Below are 15,374 nucleotides of genomic sequence, written 5' to 3' on the forward strand. Positions count from 1 at the left end.
GTGCTAATTAAGTAAATCTGCCAATTCCTTACCTACTAAACTACCAATTGCAATACCCATGCCTCCTAAACGAACGCCACAAAACACATTATCTGAAAGCTGTTTAACGATTGCTTTTTTCTGATTTCCAACACCCATAATTCCACTCCATTTGTGTTCAATTTCAAAGGCTGTATTTGGTAAAATTGTCTCTTTTAAGATTTTTTCTAATTGATTTTGAATAATTTCTGTCTGACCAAATACGGTTGTTTCTTCCGTTTTAAAATCCAGGTTTCTTCCTCCTCCAAAAAGAATTCTATTATCTATATTCCTAAAGTAGTAATATCCCTTTTCTAAATGAAAAGTGCCTTTTATCTGTAGGTTTTTAATTGGCTTTGTAATTAAAACTTGTGCTCTTACTGGTTGTACGTTTTCTTGTAAAAGTTCCGAAGCAAAACCATTGGTTGTAATAAATATTTTTTTAGTATAAAAATCTAACCTGTTGGTTTTTACGTGTATTTTATTTTGATTTTCTATAAAGTGTTCAACACTAATATTATTTAAAATTTTAACGCCTAAATTTTGAACTTTCTGTAGCAGTTCAAACGCCATTTTTCCGGTATCAATTTGACCTTCAAAATTGTTTACAATATATTGTTGGTGCACTTTTTTAAAACTAAAAGTATTATCAGAAACTGAAAAAACATCAGTATTAAAAATCGGTTTTAATAACGCATTAATTTCATTTTTACGAGAAATACATTCCGAAAAAAAAGCTTGGTCTTCACACAATTCAAACCCTTTATTTTGCTGAAAATCGATATTGTTATCCCCTAAATTTTTACGCAGTAATTGTAAACCTTTCCATCGCTTATCTACTAAATTAAAAACCTCTTCTTCCGTATGAGAGTCTAAATCGTCTATTAATTCAGATAGGCTTCCAAAACAAGCAAAACCAGCGTTTTTAGTACTTGCGCCTTGTGGCAACATGCCTTTTTCTAGCATTAAAATTTTTGCTTTAGGGTACTTTTTCTTCAATTCTAAAGCGCAATTTAAACCCACAATTCCACTACCAACAATGGTAAAATCAATGTTTGTAAACCATTCTTTTAATTCCCAGTAACTGTAATCCATTTATAGTCGTTTTTTAAAGCAAATGCTATTTTCCATATTTTTATATTGTCCGTAATTGGGAATAATTTTATAATTACACTTTTTATAAAACCTTACAGCCTCTACTTGTCTTATTCCTGTTTCTAAAATACAATTTTTATACCCAAGTTCTTTTGCCCACGTTTCTAGTTCTTGGAGTATTTTTTGTGCAACTCCCGAACCTCTATTTTCAGAGCAAACAAACATTCTTTTTACTTCAACAGTGTTGTTGTCAAATTTTTTGATCGCTCCACAACCGACTGCAACTTTCACTTGTGCTGAATTTATTTCAGTATCAACATAAGTTACCACAATATTCTTTAAAACATCAATATGATTAAACTGATTGTAAAAATCGTGTTCATCTCCATCGGTAGTTTTTAGATATGCATCTAATTTTTTTACTAATTTAATGAAATCTCTGTTTTCTGAGTTTGTTCTTTCTATTCTTGTGCTCATTCTATTGAGAGTAGTTAAAGACGCTGTGGGTCAAAATTAAACTTTAATTGAACCCAAATAGGTTCTTTATTTTCGGTATTTAAATTCCCAAAAGAAAGCCCTAATAAGCGTACGGAATTCTGTAATTTTTCTTGAAATAGTAGCGCTTTAACTATCGGAAAAAACTCTTTTTTTTGTTGCATAAAATTAGCCACAGTTTTACTACGGGTTTGTTGCGTAAAATCTGAATATTTAATTTTTAAAGTAATTGTTTTTCCCTTGGTATCAGACTTTTTCATGCGTATTTCTATTTCATCAGCAATCTTTTCTAATCTTTCTAGCATAAAAATTTCCGATGAAATGTTTTCATTAAAAGTTCTTTCTGCTGCAATAGATTTACGAATTCTATTTGGTTTTACCTCGCTGTTATGAATTCCGCGTACAATATTGTAATAATGTGTTCCAGATTTACCAAATAAATTAGTTAATTCTTCTACTGTTTTTTTCTTTAAATCATTCCCTACAAAAATTCCTAAATTGTACATTTTTGCACTGGTAACTTTACCAACTCCATAAAATTTATTGACAGGTAGTTCTTCTAAAAATTGAAGAACCTCATCTGGATGTACTGTTTTTTGTCCATTTGGCTTGTTAATATCTGAAGCTACTTTTGCTATAAATTTGTTAATAGAAATTCCGGCTGACGCTCTTAAGCCTGTTTCTTCATAAATACGCTCTCTAATTTCTCTGGCAATATCATTTGCAGAAGCATTCCCTTTCTTATTCTCTGTAACGTCTAAATAGGCTTCATCTAAAGAAAGTGGCTCTACTAAATCTGTGTACTCATAAAAAATTTCTCTCACTTTTAATGAAATCTCTTTATAACGTTCAAAATCTGTTGTAACAAAAATAAGATGTGGACATTTTTGTTTTGCTAAACTGCCACTCATTGCAGATTTTACTCCGAATTTACGTGCTTCATAACTTGCTGCAGAGATAACTCCTCTTCTACCTTCACCACCAACTGCAATCGCTTTTCCTCTTAATTCTGGATTGTCTAATTCTGCTACCGATGCATAAAAAGCATCCATATCTACATGAATTATTTTCCGAAATGGAGGGTGTAGTTCCAAGGTTATTTTTGAGCTAAGTTTGTTAAAATTTCAAGTGCTTTTTGAGCCTCTTTTATATCGACAAAAATATGGTCATGATAATACCCTGCAACAACATTACACGCTATTTGATGTTTTGTTAATTCCGTAGAAAAGGCTGCTGTTAAACCAACGGCTTCTAAAGAGGAGTGGATTTTTAATGTAAGCCAAGCACTCACAAATTGGTAGGGTAATTTTAAGGCCTGCGCTTTGTTTTTTTCTAAAACAACAGTAATTCCTTCTGCTTCCTTAAACTCAAACAAGGTGTCTTTTCTTCCTATTTTTTCAAAATCTGAAACCGTTACAAAAACATACTCCCCTGCATTTAAAACGGGTTGTAGTCCTTTTAGTAAATTGGTTAAATTTTTTTCGCCACTCATGATTTTTGTTTTTTGGTTATTCAAAAATACAAAAACAAAAAGTTTACTGTTTTAAAAAATTAATACAACTTTTGATTGTTTTTTCAAATGCCTCTGAACTGCTCTTTTTAACCCAAGGATGAGAAACATTAAAAACGTGATTTGCGTTTTCTATAATTTTAAACTCACTGTTTGGATTCCATTTTTTTAAACTTTCTGCTTCATTAATCAATACAGAAGTATCATTATCTCCATGAATTATTAACTGTGGAATCTTTAAATTTTGAGCGGCTTTTTGAATATTTAATCGATTTTCATTTTTTATAAAATCTTCGTAAAATTGATAAAAATGCGGCATTTCTTGATGAGTTCTTCCATTTTTTACATAAAAAACACCTTTTTCTTTCCATTCTTGGAGTTTTTCGTTCTTTGGAAATCTACTTTTATAGTCTGAAACTCCTGCCAAAGTAATCACCTTTTTAATTCTAGCATCTTCATTCGATTTTAACAAAACAATTCCGCCGCCTCTACTATGCCCTATCAGAGAAATAGCATCAATATTAACTTCGTTTTTAAAATCATGATTTGTAGAAATCCAATCTATTACAGTTTCTAGATCAGCTACTTCTTTTGTGTAATTATTAGTTCCAAAAGCTTCTAAATCTGGAAAATCTATGGGTTGCTCAACAGTTCCTCCGTTATGAGAAAAGTTGAATTTTATAAAGAAAAACCCTGCTTTTGCCAAAGCTTCTGCCATTAAATTCCAAGCGCCCCAATCTTTAAAACCTTTGTAACCGTGACAAAAAATTACCACTGGTTTTTGTTGATGAGTTTCTTTAAAAAACACATCTGTAAGAATTGGTTTGTTATGCTTTCCTTGTAAAATTATATCTTTAGAAATCTTCATTTTTTAATCGTTTAAAACAAATAGTTTAAAAAGTGTTAATACCGCAAATAAACCTGTTAAAACACTTAATACCAAATTAATATCTTTTGTTATTTTTCCTGCTTTTTTCTGAATTTGTTTTGCATATTTTGCATATAAGAATAAGATAAAAAACGACCCAATTCCCGCACCAAAAACAAAAAATAGTACTGGAAATATATCGAAATTAAACAAATTAAAAAGAGCTAATGTTGCCACTATTCCGCAGAAAAAAGGAATTGCAAACATATTTAAAAAAGATAAAATTATTCCTGATAAAAAAGAGCTTCCTTTTTTTGTGTTACTTGCTTTAACTTGGGTTTTTTCTTTTTTTGATTGTCTGTAAAAATAAAAAGATAAAAGAATAAATATAAAGATTCCTGCTTTTTCTAAACTCTCTAAAAAACTTGGATTTTTTGAAATGTAATTTGTTAAAATTACTGCAATATAAGTTTGAATAAAAACAATTAAAGAAACACCTAAATTATAATAATTAGCTGCTGTTTCATTTTTCTCTAAACTAATTTTTAATGCTGTCATATTTAACATACTTGGCGTAATTGAGCCAATAAATGAAAAAATAAAACCAAATAAAAGGTGAAAAATCAAAATCATCTATAAAAATATTTTTTGTACTATTCTCTCTGTAAAGATTACTTTTTTAAATAGTATGCACAAAAAAAAACGCATCAAATAAATTGATGCATTTTCTATATTAAATTTAATTTGATGTTTTATACAACTCCTTGTGCTAACATTGCATCTGCAACTTTAACAAAACCAGCAATATTTGCACCTTTGATATAATCTATAGAACCATCTTCATTTTCTCCATATTGTACACATGAATCATGAATGTCTTCCATAATATCTTTTAATTTGTCATCAACTTCTTTACGAGACCAGCTTAAACGTAATGAATTCTGACTCATTTCTAAACCAGAAGTAGCTACACCACCTGCATTACTTGCTTTTCCTGGGGCAAATAACATTTTTGCTTTTTGAAACTCATGAATTGCTTCTGGAGTTGAAGGCATATTTGCACCTTCAGAAACACACATACATCCATTTTTAACCAATTCTTTTGCTTCTTCACCATTTAACTCATTTTGAGTTGCACATGGTAAAGCAATATCACATTTTACAGACCAAGGTCTTTTTCCTGCAACAAATTTTGCATTTGGATATTTCTCTAAATACTCACTTATTCTTCCTCTTTTTTCATTTTTGATGTACATTATGTGCTTCAACTTTTCTGTGCTGATGCCTTCTTCATCTAAAATATAACCTCCAGAATCTGACAATGTTAAAACAGTTGCTCCTAATTCTATTGCTTTTTCAGCAGCATATTGCGCTACGTTTCCAGAACCAGAAATAACTACTTTTTTTCCATCAAATGAATCTTCTCTACGCAATAACATGTTTTGTGCGAAATACACAGTACCATAACCGGTTGCTTCTGGTCTAATTAAAGATCCTCCCCAAGAAGCACCTTTACCCGTAAGAACTCCAGTAAATGTGTTATTTAATTTTTTATACATTCCAAACATAAAGCCTATTTCACGTCCTCCAACACCAATATCTCCAGCAGGAACGTCTGTATTATGACCAATATGTCTAAATAATTCACTCATAAAAGAATGACAGAAACGCATAATTTCATTGTCAGACTTTCCTTTCGGATCAAAATCAGAACCACCTTTTCCTCCACCCATTGGTAAAGTTGTTAAAGAGTTTTTAAAGACTTGCTCAAAAGCTAAAAACTTTAAAATACTTGCATTCACTGATGGGTGAAAACGCAAACCTCCTTTATAGGGTCCTATTGCAGAATTCATTTGAACTCTATATCCTCTATTTACTTGTATCTCTCCGTCATCATCTACCCAAGAAACCCTAAAAGAAATTAATCTCTCTGGCTCTACCATCCTTAACAATATATTTTTTCCATTGTAAATATCGTGATTAGCGATATAAGGAATTACAGTTTCTGCAACTTCTTGAACAGCTTGTAAGAATTCTGGCTCATGGTTATTTCTTTTTGTAACCATTTCCATAAACTCATTTATCTTTAATTCTGCTTTTTTAGCCATACTTTTTTATGAATTTAATAATATTTAAGTAGAACAAATATAGTTAATTTATGAATCCTTAAATAAAAAAAGAATTTTTATTTATTCTTTAAACCACCTTATTTCAATCGATTTCGGAAGCTCTTATTGTTTTCCTTACTTTAGGTGGATAAAGCTCTACAAAAAACACTAAATTTGCAGCCTAATTTTATTGAAAAATGTTAGATAAAGTAAAAGAACTGATTGGTGATGTAAAAGCATTTAATGCAACTTCTAAAGAAGAGGTTGAATCTTTTAGAATTAAATACTTAGGAAGTAAAGGTCTTTTAAAAGATTTATTTGCTGAATTTAAAAATGTTGACGCTGAATCACGTAAGGATTTTGGACAAGCGCTAAACAACCTTAAAAAATCTGCGGAAGAAAAAGTTATTCAATTAAATGAAGCTTTAGATAACTCTGTTGAAGAAAAAGGAATTTATGGCGATTTAACGCGTCCTTCTGAGCCAATAGAATTAGGTTCTCGTCATCCAATTTCATTGGTTAAAAATAAAATTATTGAAGTTTTTAATAGAATTGGTTTCACGGTTTCTGAAGGTCCAGAAATTGAAGATGATTGGCATAACTTTACTGCTTTAAACTTACCAGAATATCACCCTGCTAGAGATATGCAGGATACTTTTTTTATTGATAAAAATCCAGATACTTTATTAAGAACCCACACTTCTTCTGTGCAAGTTCGTTATATGGAAAATAATACGCCGCCTATTAGAACTATTTCTCCTGGAAGGGTTTTTAGAAATGAAGATATTTCTGCGCGTGCTCACTGTATTTTTCATCAAGTTGAAGGTTTGTATATAGATACTGATGTTTCTTTTGCAGATTTAAAACAAACGCTTTTATACTTTACTAAAGAGATGTTTGGAAAATCTAAAATTAGACTACGTCCTTCTTATTTCCCTTTTACTGAGCCAAGTGCAGAAGTAGATATTTATTGGGGATTAGAAACTGAAACTGATTATAAAATTACAAAAGGAACGGGTTGGTTAGAAATTATGGGTTGTGGTATGGTAGATCCTAATGTGTTGAAAAATGCCAATATTGATCCAACAAAATATTCTGGTTACGCTTTTGGTATGGGAATAGAACGTATTGCAATGTTGTTATATCAAATACCAGATATTAGAATGTTTTACGAAAATGATAAACGCTTTTTAGAGCAATTTAAATCTGTTATATAATGAAATACTTTTCACAATTTTGGGACGAAAATAGAGATGATGAATATGCAGATTGGGGAACCTCAACTTGGTATTTTGAAACCAATGATGCAGATGAAGTTTTAAAACAAATTACTGTTTATAAAAACGAAAAAGTTACAAAATATAATGAAGACCATCTTGAAGATGAATTTGGTGGTTTATGTGAAGGAACTTTAACTATTGATGACTGTGATGGTGATATAGTATCTAAAGAAGATTTTTATAAACTTTGGTAAAAAGATACTAAAACAAGTTCAGCATAAATGAAAAAAGACATTCAAATACCTGAAGTTACAGATGTAGAAATTGCGGTAGTTTATGAATACAATGATATTTATAAAACTGATGATTGGAACATTTATATTATCAATAATAAAAACATTGCTTTAGAATTGGTTGTAATTGTTTCTCAAGGTTTTTCTGAGAAAAAAACAACGTCTTTAATGCGTAAAAAATTAGAGGTATTACCTGCTAATTCTTTTGCAAAGATTGAGTTTATTCAACCTGATTTATTTGCCTTAAATAACCGTTTTCAGGTTTCTTTTTTTGCTGATAACAAATTGTTTGATAAAACATATCTATTGAAACAAAACACCGTTAAAGAAGGTGCTTTAAGAATAATTCCTGAATTAAAAAAACGCGGAATTTTAGCGAAGTAAAAGTTCTCGATACATTTTTTATTTACACTTTGTTTCAATAAAAAACACTCGAACTGACAGGATGTTCTTACTCTCACAATCTCATTGCGAAGAGTGAAGCAATCCGCTTAATTGTACTCTAAATAAAAAGATTACTTCGTCATTCTTCCTAGTAATGACAAGTCACGTGTCATCTTATCTTTGTAAAAACAACAAAATTTTCTTAGAAGCCCGCGTTAGCGATTGTAGCATTTGTTTGAGCTCTTTTGTGAAGAATGAATAAAAAGCGAGTGCGGAAAGCGCGCCCCTTGTGGTAACGCCCAAATTCTTAAAAATTTTACATTCATTTTACCCCAAAAAACCAATAATTAAATACAAAATAGTGGTGATAGCTCCACCAACTAACGCATACGGTAATTGTGTTTTTACATGATCTATATGATCACTTGCAGACGCCATTGATGAAATAATAGAAGTATCTGAAATTGGTGAACAATGATCTCCAAAAATTCCTCCACCTAAAGTTGCAGCAACAACAATGGTTAAATCTGCTCCATGAATATTTGCCATTGGTACAGAAATTGCCAACATAATTGCAAAAGTTCCCCAAGATGTTCCTGTAGAAAATGCAATAAAAGAACTTATGATAAAGACAACTGCAGGTAGTAATTCTGGCGACAACCAATCTTTAGTAACGTTTGCAACATAGATTCCCGTTTCTAACTCCTTACAAGCATCACCAATTGCAAATGCTAACAACATCAATAAAGCTAATGGCATTAACTCACTAATTCCTTTTAACGTTAAATTCACCATTTCTTTTGGCTTCATAATTCCTTGTATAAAATACATGACCATTGCCACTAAAAGAGATGTAATTACCGCATATAAAACTGATGAAGATCCAGAACCATTTCCGATTGCTTGTGCAGCATGGTTTAAAAATGAGGTTGCACCTTCTACAGCATTCCAACCTGTATAAATTAAGTTGATTGGCATCATTAAAACCATTACCAATAAAGGAACAATCATATTATATGCTTTCGCTTTTATCCCTTCTTTTGGTGGAAATGAAGTTACCTCATCAGAAACCATTGGTATTGCATTAGGATTCATTAATTCTCCTGTTTCTTTGGTTCTCTTCTCTGCTTTTTTCATCGGACCAAAATCTTTTTTGGTGAAAATCACAATAAAAAGAATGGCGATGGCTAACAAAGGGTAAAAATTATATTTAATAGAGCTCATCATTAAAGAAAATGGCTTCTCTATTCCTTGCGTTAATAACAATCCCATAATAAAAGCGCCCCAAGCATTAAAGGGAATTAAGATGGATGAAGGCGCAGAGCTAGAATCTGCTATATATGCGAGTTTTTCACGCGGAATTCCTAACTTATCAAAAATTGGTCTGTATAAAGTTCCAACAGTTAAAGAACTAATACTTGTTTCTACAAATAATAATAACCCTGTAATTGTTGCTAAAAGCTGAACTAAAACGCGACTATAACCAGCTTGTTTTTTTTCAACTTTTAAAATCAGTTTATTTAAAATATTTATAAATCCTTCAACTCCTCTAGAATATTGAATAAAAATTAATAACGCACCAACCAAAGCACTAAACATTATGGTTCTTGTATTTCCTGGTGATTTAAAAACATTTACCAATCCTTCTATCATTGCCAATGTTCCGTCTAACGGATTCCAACCCTTGATAATCAGCCAAGAAAACCAGATTCCAAATAACAAAGCAATATAAACCTGCTTTGTTCTTAACGCTAAAATAATTGCAACAATTGGCGGAACAATTGAAAGAAAACCATACTCCATAGAAATAAATTTAAGGAGCTAAAGGTAGTAATTAATACACAAAATTATATTTCGTTTTCTAAGGTCTTATTTTGTAAATTGCTTTTCAATTTTTTAAGGAAATGACAAACAAATTTATCATCGCTTTAGATCAAGGAACAACAAGTTCTCGGGCTGTTGTTGTAAATATAAAAGGAGAAATTATTGCGATTGAACAGCAAGAAATTGAACAAATTTTTCCAGAATCTGGTTGGGTAGAACATTGTCCGATAGCAATTTTAGAAACGCAACTTTCTACCTTAAAAAAGGTAATTAAAAAAGCTGAAATTCATCCGAAGGAAATTGTAGGAATTGGAATTACAAATCAAAGAGAAACTACCGTTGTTTGGAATAAAAACACCGGAAAACCAATTTACAATGCAATTGTTTGGCAAGATAAACGAACTGCAAATAGTTGCGAAAACCTTAAGAAAAAAGGATTAGAAAATCATATAAAACAAACTACAGGTTTGGTAATTGATTCTTATTTTTCTGCTACAAAAATAAATTGGATTCTAGAAAATGTAGAAAACGCCAGAGAAGAAGCTGAAAAAGGAAAGCTACTTTTTGGAACTATTGATACGTGGCTTTTATGGAATTTAACCGATAAAAAAATTCACGCTACAGATTACAGCAACGCATCAAGAACAATGCTTTTTGATATTAAAAATTTGTGTTGGGATGAAAAAATATTGACAGCATTAACGATTCCAAAATCAATGTTACCAAAAGTAAATCCTTCTTCTTTTCACTTTGGAAATTATAAAATTGATGGATTTAAAATTCCAATTACCGGAATTGCTGGAGATCAACAAGCAGCGCTATTTGGCCAAACTTGTTTCAAAAAAGGAGAAGCAAAAAACACCTATGGAACAGGTTGTTTTATGTTAATGAATACAGGAAATGATATTCAGTTTTCTAAAAGCGGTTTATTAACAACCATTGCTTGGGGAATTGATAACAAAATTTTTTATGCTTTAGAAGGAAGTGTTTTTATTGCTGGTGCAGCAATTCAATGGTTAAGAGATGGTTTAAAAATTATCTCTTCTGCAGAAGAATCTGAGATTTTTGCATCAGAAGTTGAAGGAGAGAATCCTGTAATTGTTGTTCCTGCTTTTGCTGGTTTAGGCGCTCCTTATTGGGACATGTATGCAAGAGGTGCCATCTTTGGATTAACAAGAGATACTGGAAAAAATCATTTAATAAAAGCAACATTACAATCATTAGCATATCAAACAAAAGATCTTTTAATTGCGATGCAAAATGATGCAGAAACTAAGTTAACTTCACTAAAGGTTGATGGCGGAGCAAGCAATAATGATTTATTAATGCAATTTCAATCTGATATTTTAGATTGCATTGTAGAAAGACCAAAAATAACGGAAACAACCGTTTTGGGAGCTGCTTACTTAGCAGGGATTTATGTTGGTTTATGGAGTAAAGAAGATATTTTATCCTTTAGAAAAATTGATAAAGAATTCTCGCCAACTTTTTCATCAGAAAAGAGAGAAAAATTATATAAAAAATGGTTAAAAGCTGTTGAACGCTCTAAAGATTGGATTGATTAAAAATTAAAAACATGTCGAAATTCTATAAAAAAATTACTCCAAGAATTCAAAAATTTATTGAGGCACAAAAAATGTTTTTTGTGGCTACTGCGCCAACTTCTGGAAGAATAAATTTATCGCCAAAAGGAATGGATTCTTTTAGAGTACTAAATGAAAACAAAGTTTTATGGTTAAGTGTTACAGGAAGTGGAAACGAAACTGCAGCACATTTACTAGAAAACGAACGCATAACAATTATGTTTTGTTCTTTTGAAGGCGCTCCTAATGTTTTACGTTTGTACGGGAAAGGAAAAGAAATAAAACCAAATGATGCCGGTTGGAGTGATGTGATTTCACTATTTCCAGAAACTCCAGGAACCCGTCAAATCTTTGATATCACTATAGAATCTGCTCAAAATTCTTGCGGAATGTCAATTCCTTTTTATGAATTTAAAGAGGAAAGAAATGAATTAAATGAGTGGGCAACAACAGAAGGAAAAGATAAAATTGAACACTATTGGGAAGACATAAATCAAACAAGTATTGATGGTTTACCAACAAATATTATAAAAAATTAAATATGAAAAAATTCTCCTATTTAGAAAGAGAAAATAGTACCAAAGAATTACAAGCTACAGAATTTGACTTATTAATTATTGGAGGAGGAATTACAGGTGCAGGAATTGCTTTAGACGCAGCTTCTAGAGGAATGAAAGTTGCTTTGATAGAGAAGAATGATTTTGCTTCTGGAACAAGTAGTAAATCAACAAAACTGATTCATGGAGGTTTGCGTTATTTAAAACAATTCGATTTTTGGTTGGTAAAAGAAGTAGGAACAGAACGTGCAATTGTACACAAATTAGCGCCCCATTTAGTCATTCCAGAAAAAATGATTTTACCTTTAATTGATGGTGGAACTTATGGTTCTTGGCTAACCTCAATTGGGTTAAAAGTATACGATATTTTAGCTTCTGTAGAAGGAGAAGATAAGCGTGTAATGTTGGATAAAGAGGAAGCTTTAGAAAAAGAACCTTTACTGCCAGAAAGTATTTTAAATGGCGCTGGTTACTACGCAGAATACAGAACAGATGATGCTCGTTTAACAATTGAAGTTTTAAAAACTGCATTAGATTATGATGCAAAATTGTTGAATTATGCAGAAGCAACTGAATTTATTTACAAAGATGAAAGGGTTGTTGGTGCAAAAGTAAAAGATACTTTTACGGATGCATCTTTTGAAATTAAAGCAAAATATGTAGTAAATGCTTGTGGGCCTTGGGTAGATGAATTAAGACAAATGAATCACTCTAAAACAGGGAAAAGATTACACTTAACAAAAGGGGTTCATTTAGTAGTTCCTCATGAAAAATTACCTGTAAAACAATCTGTTTATTTTGATGTTCCAGATGGCCGAATGATGTTTGCAATTCCGCGTGGAAAAGTCACTTATTTTGGAACAACAGATACGAATTATCAGTTAGATAAAAACAATGTAGAAACAAACCTAGTGGATGCAACGTATTTAATTTCTGCAGTTAATAATATGTTTCCAGAAATTAGTTTAACGCTAGAGGATGTTCAATCTTCTTGGGCTGGTTTGCGTCCGTTAATTCATGAAGAAGGAAAATCTGCTTCAGAATTGTCTAGAAAAGACGAAATTTTTGTTTCTGATACTGAACTTATTTCAATTGCTGGAGGAAAATTAACGGGTTATAGAAAAATGGCAGAACGAATTGTAGATTTGGTTAGTAAAAAATACAACCGTCGCTATGATAAAGAGTTTAGTGCTATTAAAACGGAAGAAATTAACCTTTCAGGCGGAACTTTTAAAAATTCGTCTGAAGTTAAAAGTTATATCGATGCCATTCATAATCGAATTGCAGAAGTAGATTTTGATGAAAAAGATGCAGAATATCTAGTCCATAATTACGGAAAGCAAACAGATACAATATTGCAAAAGTTTGATGATTTATATCATGACGATATGCAAGAAAAAATGATAATGGCTGAAGTTTGGTTTGCTGTAAACTACGAAATGGCTTGCACGCCAACTGATTTCTTTATGCGAAGAACGGGTAGATTATTTTTTGACAAACCCTCTGTAGACCTATTTAAAAATTTGACTTTAAAAGAATTTACAAATCATTTTAAGTGGGATGAAAAAACAGCAAAAATGCACTTAAATGAATTAGATGAAAAAATTAATTTAGCATCATCATTTAATTAAAAAATAAAGTATATTTGGTATACCAATTTTTAATTTTAAGGCCTATGAAAATATAGTTCGCTTTACTTCAACAAAATAGCACCTTCTTTTAGGAAAAAGAATAGCTACTATATTTATTAAAAAACAACTTTAAAATTAAAAATTATGAAAACATTATATTCTGTAGCATTCGTGCTATTTATTTTAGTATCCCTATCTTTTACTTCAAAAACTACTGTAAAAGAGAACACTTTAACGGCAACCTTTATTGGTCTTACTGAAGATGATTATTACAAATTTGAAGACGAAAATAAAAAAATAGTGCTATTTTATGACCTTAATGAAGAAATAGAAATTGGTTTATATGATGATGCGTTTATTGGTAAAAAGTTTACTATTTCTTGGGTTGAAAAGGAAATAGAATTAATGGATGATGAAGGAGAATTAACAGGAGAAAAAAAGAAGGTAAAATCAATTACTGTACTCACTTTAATTAAATAAATTTTATAAAACCGTTTTTGAAACTCAGAAAACGGTTTTTTTATTCTTTATCGTTTTCTTCAATATCTTTAGTTAGATCTAATTTTCTTAATTTAGGATTTAATATTCCTGTGGCTGTAACAGTAATTAAAGTCATTGTTCCACCAAAAACCACTGCAGCTACCGGTCCTAGTATTTTAGCCGCTAAACCGCTTTCAAAAGCACCTAATTCATTAGAAGAACCTACAAACATAGAGTTAACAGAAGCGACTCTTCCACGCATTTCATCTGGTGTTTTTAATTGTAAAATAGTTTGACGAATTACCATTGAAATTCCATCTGCAGCTCCACTAATAAATAAAGCTAAAACACTTACCCAGAAAATAGATGAAAGTCCAAAAGCAATGATACTTAAACCAAAAATGAAGACAGAAATCAACATTTTTTTACCTGTATTCTGACTGATAGGAATATAGGTTGTAATAAACATGGTAAGAATACTTCCCATAGAAATAGATGCGTTTAAAATACCAAAACCTTCTGGTCCAACTTTTAAAACATCTTGTGCAAAGACAGATAAAATAGCCACTGTTCCTCCAAATAAAACAGCGATCATATCTAAAGACAAAACACCTAAAATAGCTTTATTTTGAAAAACAAATTTTACTCCAGCTTTTAAACTTTCTTTCATCGGTTCACCAATTTTCTTATTTAAAATAGGTTTCTTTTCTATTTGAAAAAGAACAATAAACGATAAAACAACTAAGATGAACACTAAACACAAAGTCATATCAACACCAATCCAACTTATAAAAAAACCTCCAAATAAAGCTCCTGAAACGGATGCTGTTTTCCATGTACTTGTGCTCCAGGTTGCCGCATTATGATAAATGTTTTTAGGCACTAATAATGCTACCAAAGAAAAAATTGTAGGACCAAAAAAAGAACGTAAAAAACCGCCAAAGAAAACCAAGGCGTAGATAGAATATAAAATTGAGTTTGTAGACCAACTACCAACAATACCATCTGTAGTTAAGAGAAATAACCCTAAACTAATTAATGAAAAAGCGGCGGTACAAATTGCTAGTAAATTTCTTTTTTCATTTTGATCTACAATATGACCTGCAAATAAAGCCATGCTAAATGCGGGAATAATTTCCATTAACCCAATTATTCCAAGAGATAAAGGATCTTTAGTAATTGAATACACTTGCCATTCAATAACAATAAATTGCATAGACCAACCAAAAACAAGTAGAAATCTAACAAACAAAAAAATATTGAATTCCTTTATTCTTAATGCTCCATAAGGGTCTTTTTTTGCCATTT

Annotated in this window: 16 protein-coding genes; 7 read left to right on the forward strand and 9 right to left on the reverse strand. The window is 31.0% G+C overall.

What is annotated here, in order from left to right:
* Positions 1 to 3: 3 nt before the first annotated feature.
* From BTO04_RS10005 to gdhA, 7 genes are all read right to left on the reverse strand, one after another.
* A complete protein-coding gene (locus BTO04_RS10005) occupies positions 4 to 1,113 on the reverse strand; it encodes an FAD-binding oxidoreductase (RefSeq protein ID WP_087564363.1) in 1,110 nt (369 codons plus the stop codon).
* Positions 1,114 to 1,590 carry a GNAT family N-acetyltransferase gene (locus tag BTO04_RS10010; RefSeq protein ID WP_087564364.1) on the reverse strand — a complete coding sequence of 159 codons (477 nt, stop codon included), beginning with the start codon at positions 1,588 to 1,590 and terminating at the stop codon, positions 1,114 to 1,116.
* A 14-nt stretch (positions 1,591 to 1,604) separates the two neighbouring features.
* Complete coding sequence (dinB, locus tag BTO04_RS10015; protein WP_087564365.1) at positions 1,605 to 2,702, reverse strand: DNA polymerase IV; 1,098 nt, start codon at positions 2,700 to 2,702, stop codon at positions 1,605 to 1,607.
* Between the two features lie 2 nt (positions 2,703 to 2,704).
* On the reverse strand, positions 2,705 to 3,100 hold the full coding sequence (locus tag BTO04_RS10020; protein WP_087564366.1) for an ACT domain-containing protein: 396 nt from the start codon (positions 3,098 to 3,100) through the stop codon (positions 2,705 to 2,707).
* Positions 3,101 to 3,143: 43 nt separating this feature from the next.
* Complete coding sequence (locus BTO04_RS10025) at positions 3,144 to 3,986, reverse strand: S9 family peptidase (protein ID WP_087564367.1); 843 nt, start codon at positions 3,984 to 3,986, stop codon at positions 3,144 to 3,146.
* Between the two features lie 3 nt (positions 3,987 to 3,989).
* Positions 3,990 to 4,619, reverse strand: coding sequence for a LysE family transporter (locus BTO04_RS10030; RefSeq protein WP_087564368.1), 630 nt, complete (start codon positions 4,617 to 4,619; stop codon positions 3,990 to 3,992).
* Between the two features lie 119 nt (positions 4,620 to 4,738).
* The gene (gene gdhA, locus BTO04_RS10035) at positions 4,739 to 6,094 is read right to left on the reverse strand and encodes an NADP-specific glutamate dehydrogenase (protein ID WP_087564369.1); all 1,356 of its coding nucleotides are present in this window, start codon (positions 6,092 to 6,094) and stop codon (positions 4,739 to 4,741) included.
* A gap of 197 nt (positions 6,095 to 6,291) precedes the next feature.
* On the opposite strand from gdhA, the gene pheS reads away from it, so the two are divergent.
* From pheS to BTO04_RS10050, 3 genes are read left to right on the forward strand one after another with little or no spacing between them, the layout of a single operon-like run.
* Complete coding sequence (gene pheS / locus BTO04_RS10040; protein ID WP_087564370.1) at positions 6,292 to 7,311, forward strand: phenylalanine--tRNA ligase subunit alpha; 1,020 nt, start codon at positions 6,292 to 6,294, stop codon at positions 7,309 to 7,311.
* Positions 7,311 to 7,568, forward strand: a complete 258-nt coding sequence (locus BTO04_RS10045) for a hypothetical protein (protein WP_087564371.1) — start codon at positions 7,311 to 7,313, stop codon at positions 7,566 to 7,568. Before pheS ends, BTO04_RS10045 begins: the two co-directional genes overlap by 1 nt.
* 27 nt (positions 7,569 to 7,595) lie before the next feature.
* Positions 7,596 to 7,991 carry a hypothetical protein gene (locus tag BTO04_RS10050; protein WP_087564372.1) on the forward strand — a complete coding sequence of 132 codons (396 nt, stop codon included), beginning with the start codon at positions 7,596 to 7,598 and terminating at the stop codon, positions 7,989 to 7,991.
* A gap of 327 nt (positions 7,992 to 8,318) precedes the next feature.
* Here BTO04_RS10050 and BTO04_RS10055 read toward each other — a convergent pair whose 3' ends face one another.
* Entirely contained in the window at positions 8,319 to 9,794 is a 1,476-nt protein-coding gene (locus tag BTO04_RS10055; RefSeq protein WP_087564373.1) for a Na+/H+ antiporter NhaC family protein, read from the reverse strand.
* A 101-nt stretch (positions 9,795 to 9,895) separates the two neighbouring features.
* Between BTO04_RS10055 and glpK the strand changes: the two genes are divergently transcribed.
* From glpK to BTO04_RS10075, 4 genes are all read left to right on the forward strand, one after another.
* Complete coding sequence (glpK, locus tag BTO04_RS10060; RefSeq protein ID WP_087564374.1) at positions 9,896 to 11,380, forward strand: glycerol kinase GlpK; 1,485 nt, start codon at positions 9,896 to 9,898, stop codon at positions 11,378 to 11,380.
* A gap of 11 nt (positions 11,381 to 11,391) precedes the next feature.
* On the forward strand, positions 11,392 to 11,937 hold the full coding sequence (locus BTO04_RS10065; RefSeq protein WP_087564375.1) for a pyridoxamine 5'-phosphate oxidase family protein: 546 nt from the start codon (positions 11,392 to 11,394) through the stop codon (positions 11,935 to 11,937).
* A gap of 2 nt (positions 11,938 to 11,939) precedes the next feature.
* Positions 11,940 to 13,586, forward strand: coding sequence for a glycerol-3-phosphate dehydrogenase/oxidase (locus BTO04_RS10070; RefSeq protein WP_087564376.1), 1,647 nt, complete (start codon positions 11,940 to 11,942; stop codon positions 13,584 to 13,586).
* Between the two features lie 144 nt (positions 13,587 to 13,730).
* Entirely contained in the window at positions 13,731 to 14,066 is a 336-nt protein-coding gene (locus BTO04_RS10075; protein WP_087564377.1) for a hypothetical protein, read from the forward strand.
* 40 nt (positions 14,067 to 14,106) lie between these two features.
* On the opposite strand, the gene BTO04_RS10080 is transcribed toward BTO04_RS10075, so the two are convergent.
* Positions 14,107 to 15,372, reverse strand: a complete 1,266-nt coding sequence (locus BTO04_RS10080) for an MFS transporter (RefSeq protein ID WP_087564378.1) — start codon at positions 15,370 to 15,372, stop codon at positions 14,107 to 14,109.
* Between the last annotated feature and the right edge of the window lie 2 nt (positions 15,373 to 15,374).

The sequence above is a fragment of the Polaribacter sp. SA4-10 genome (assembly GCF_002163835.1).
Classification (GTDB): domain Bacteria; phylum Bacteroidota; class Bacteroidia; order Flavobacteriales; family Flavobacteriaceae; genus Polaribacter.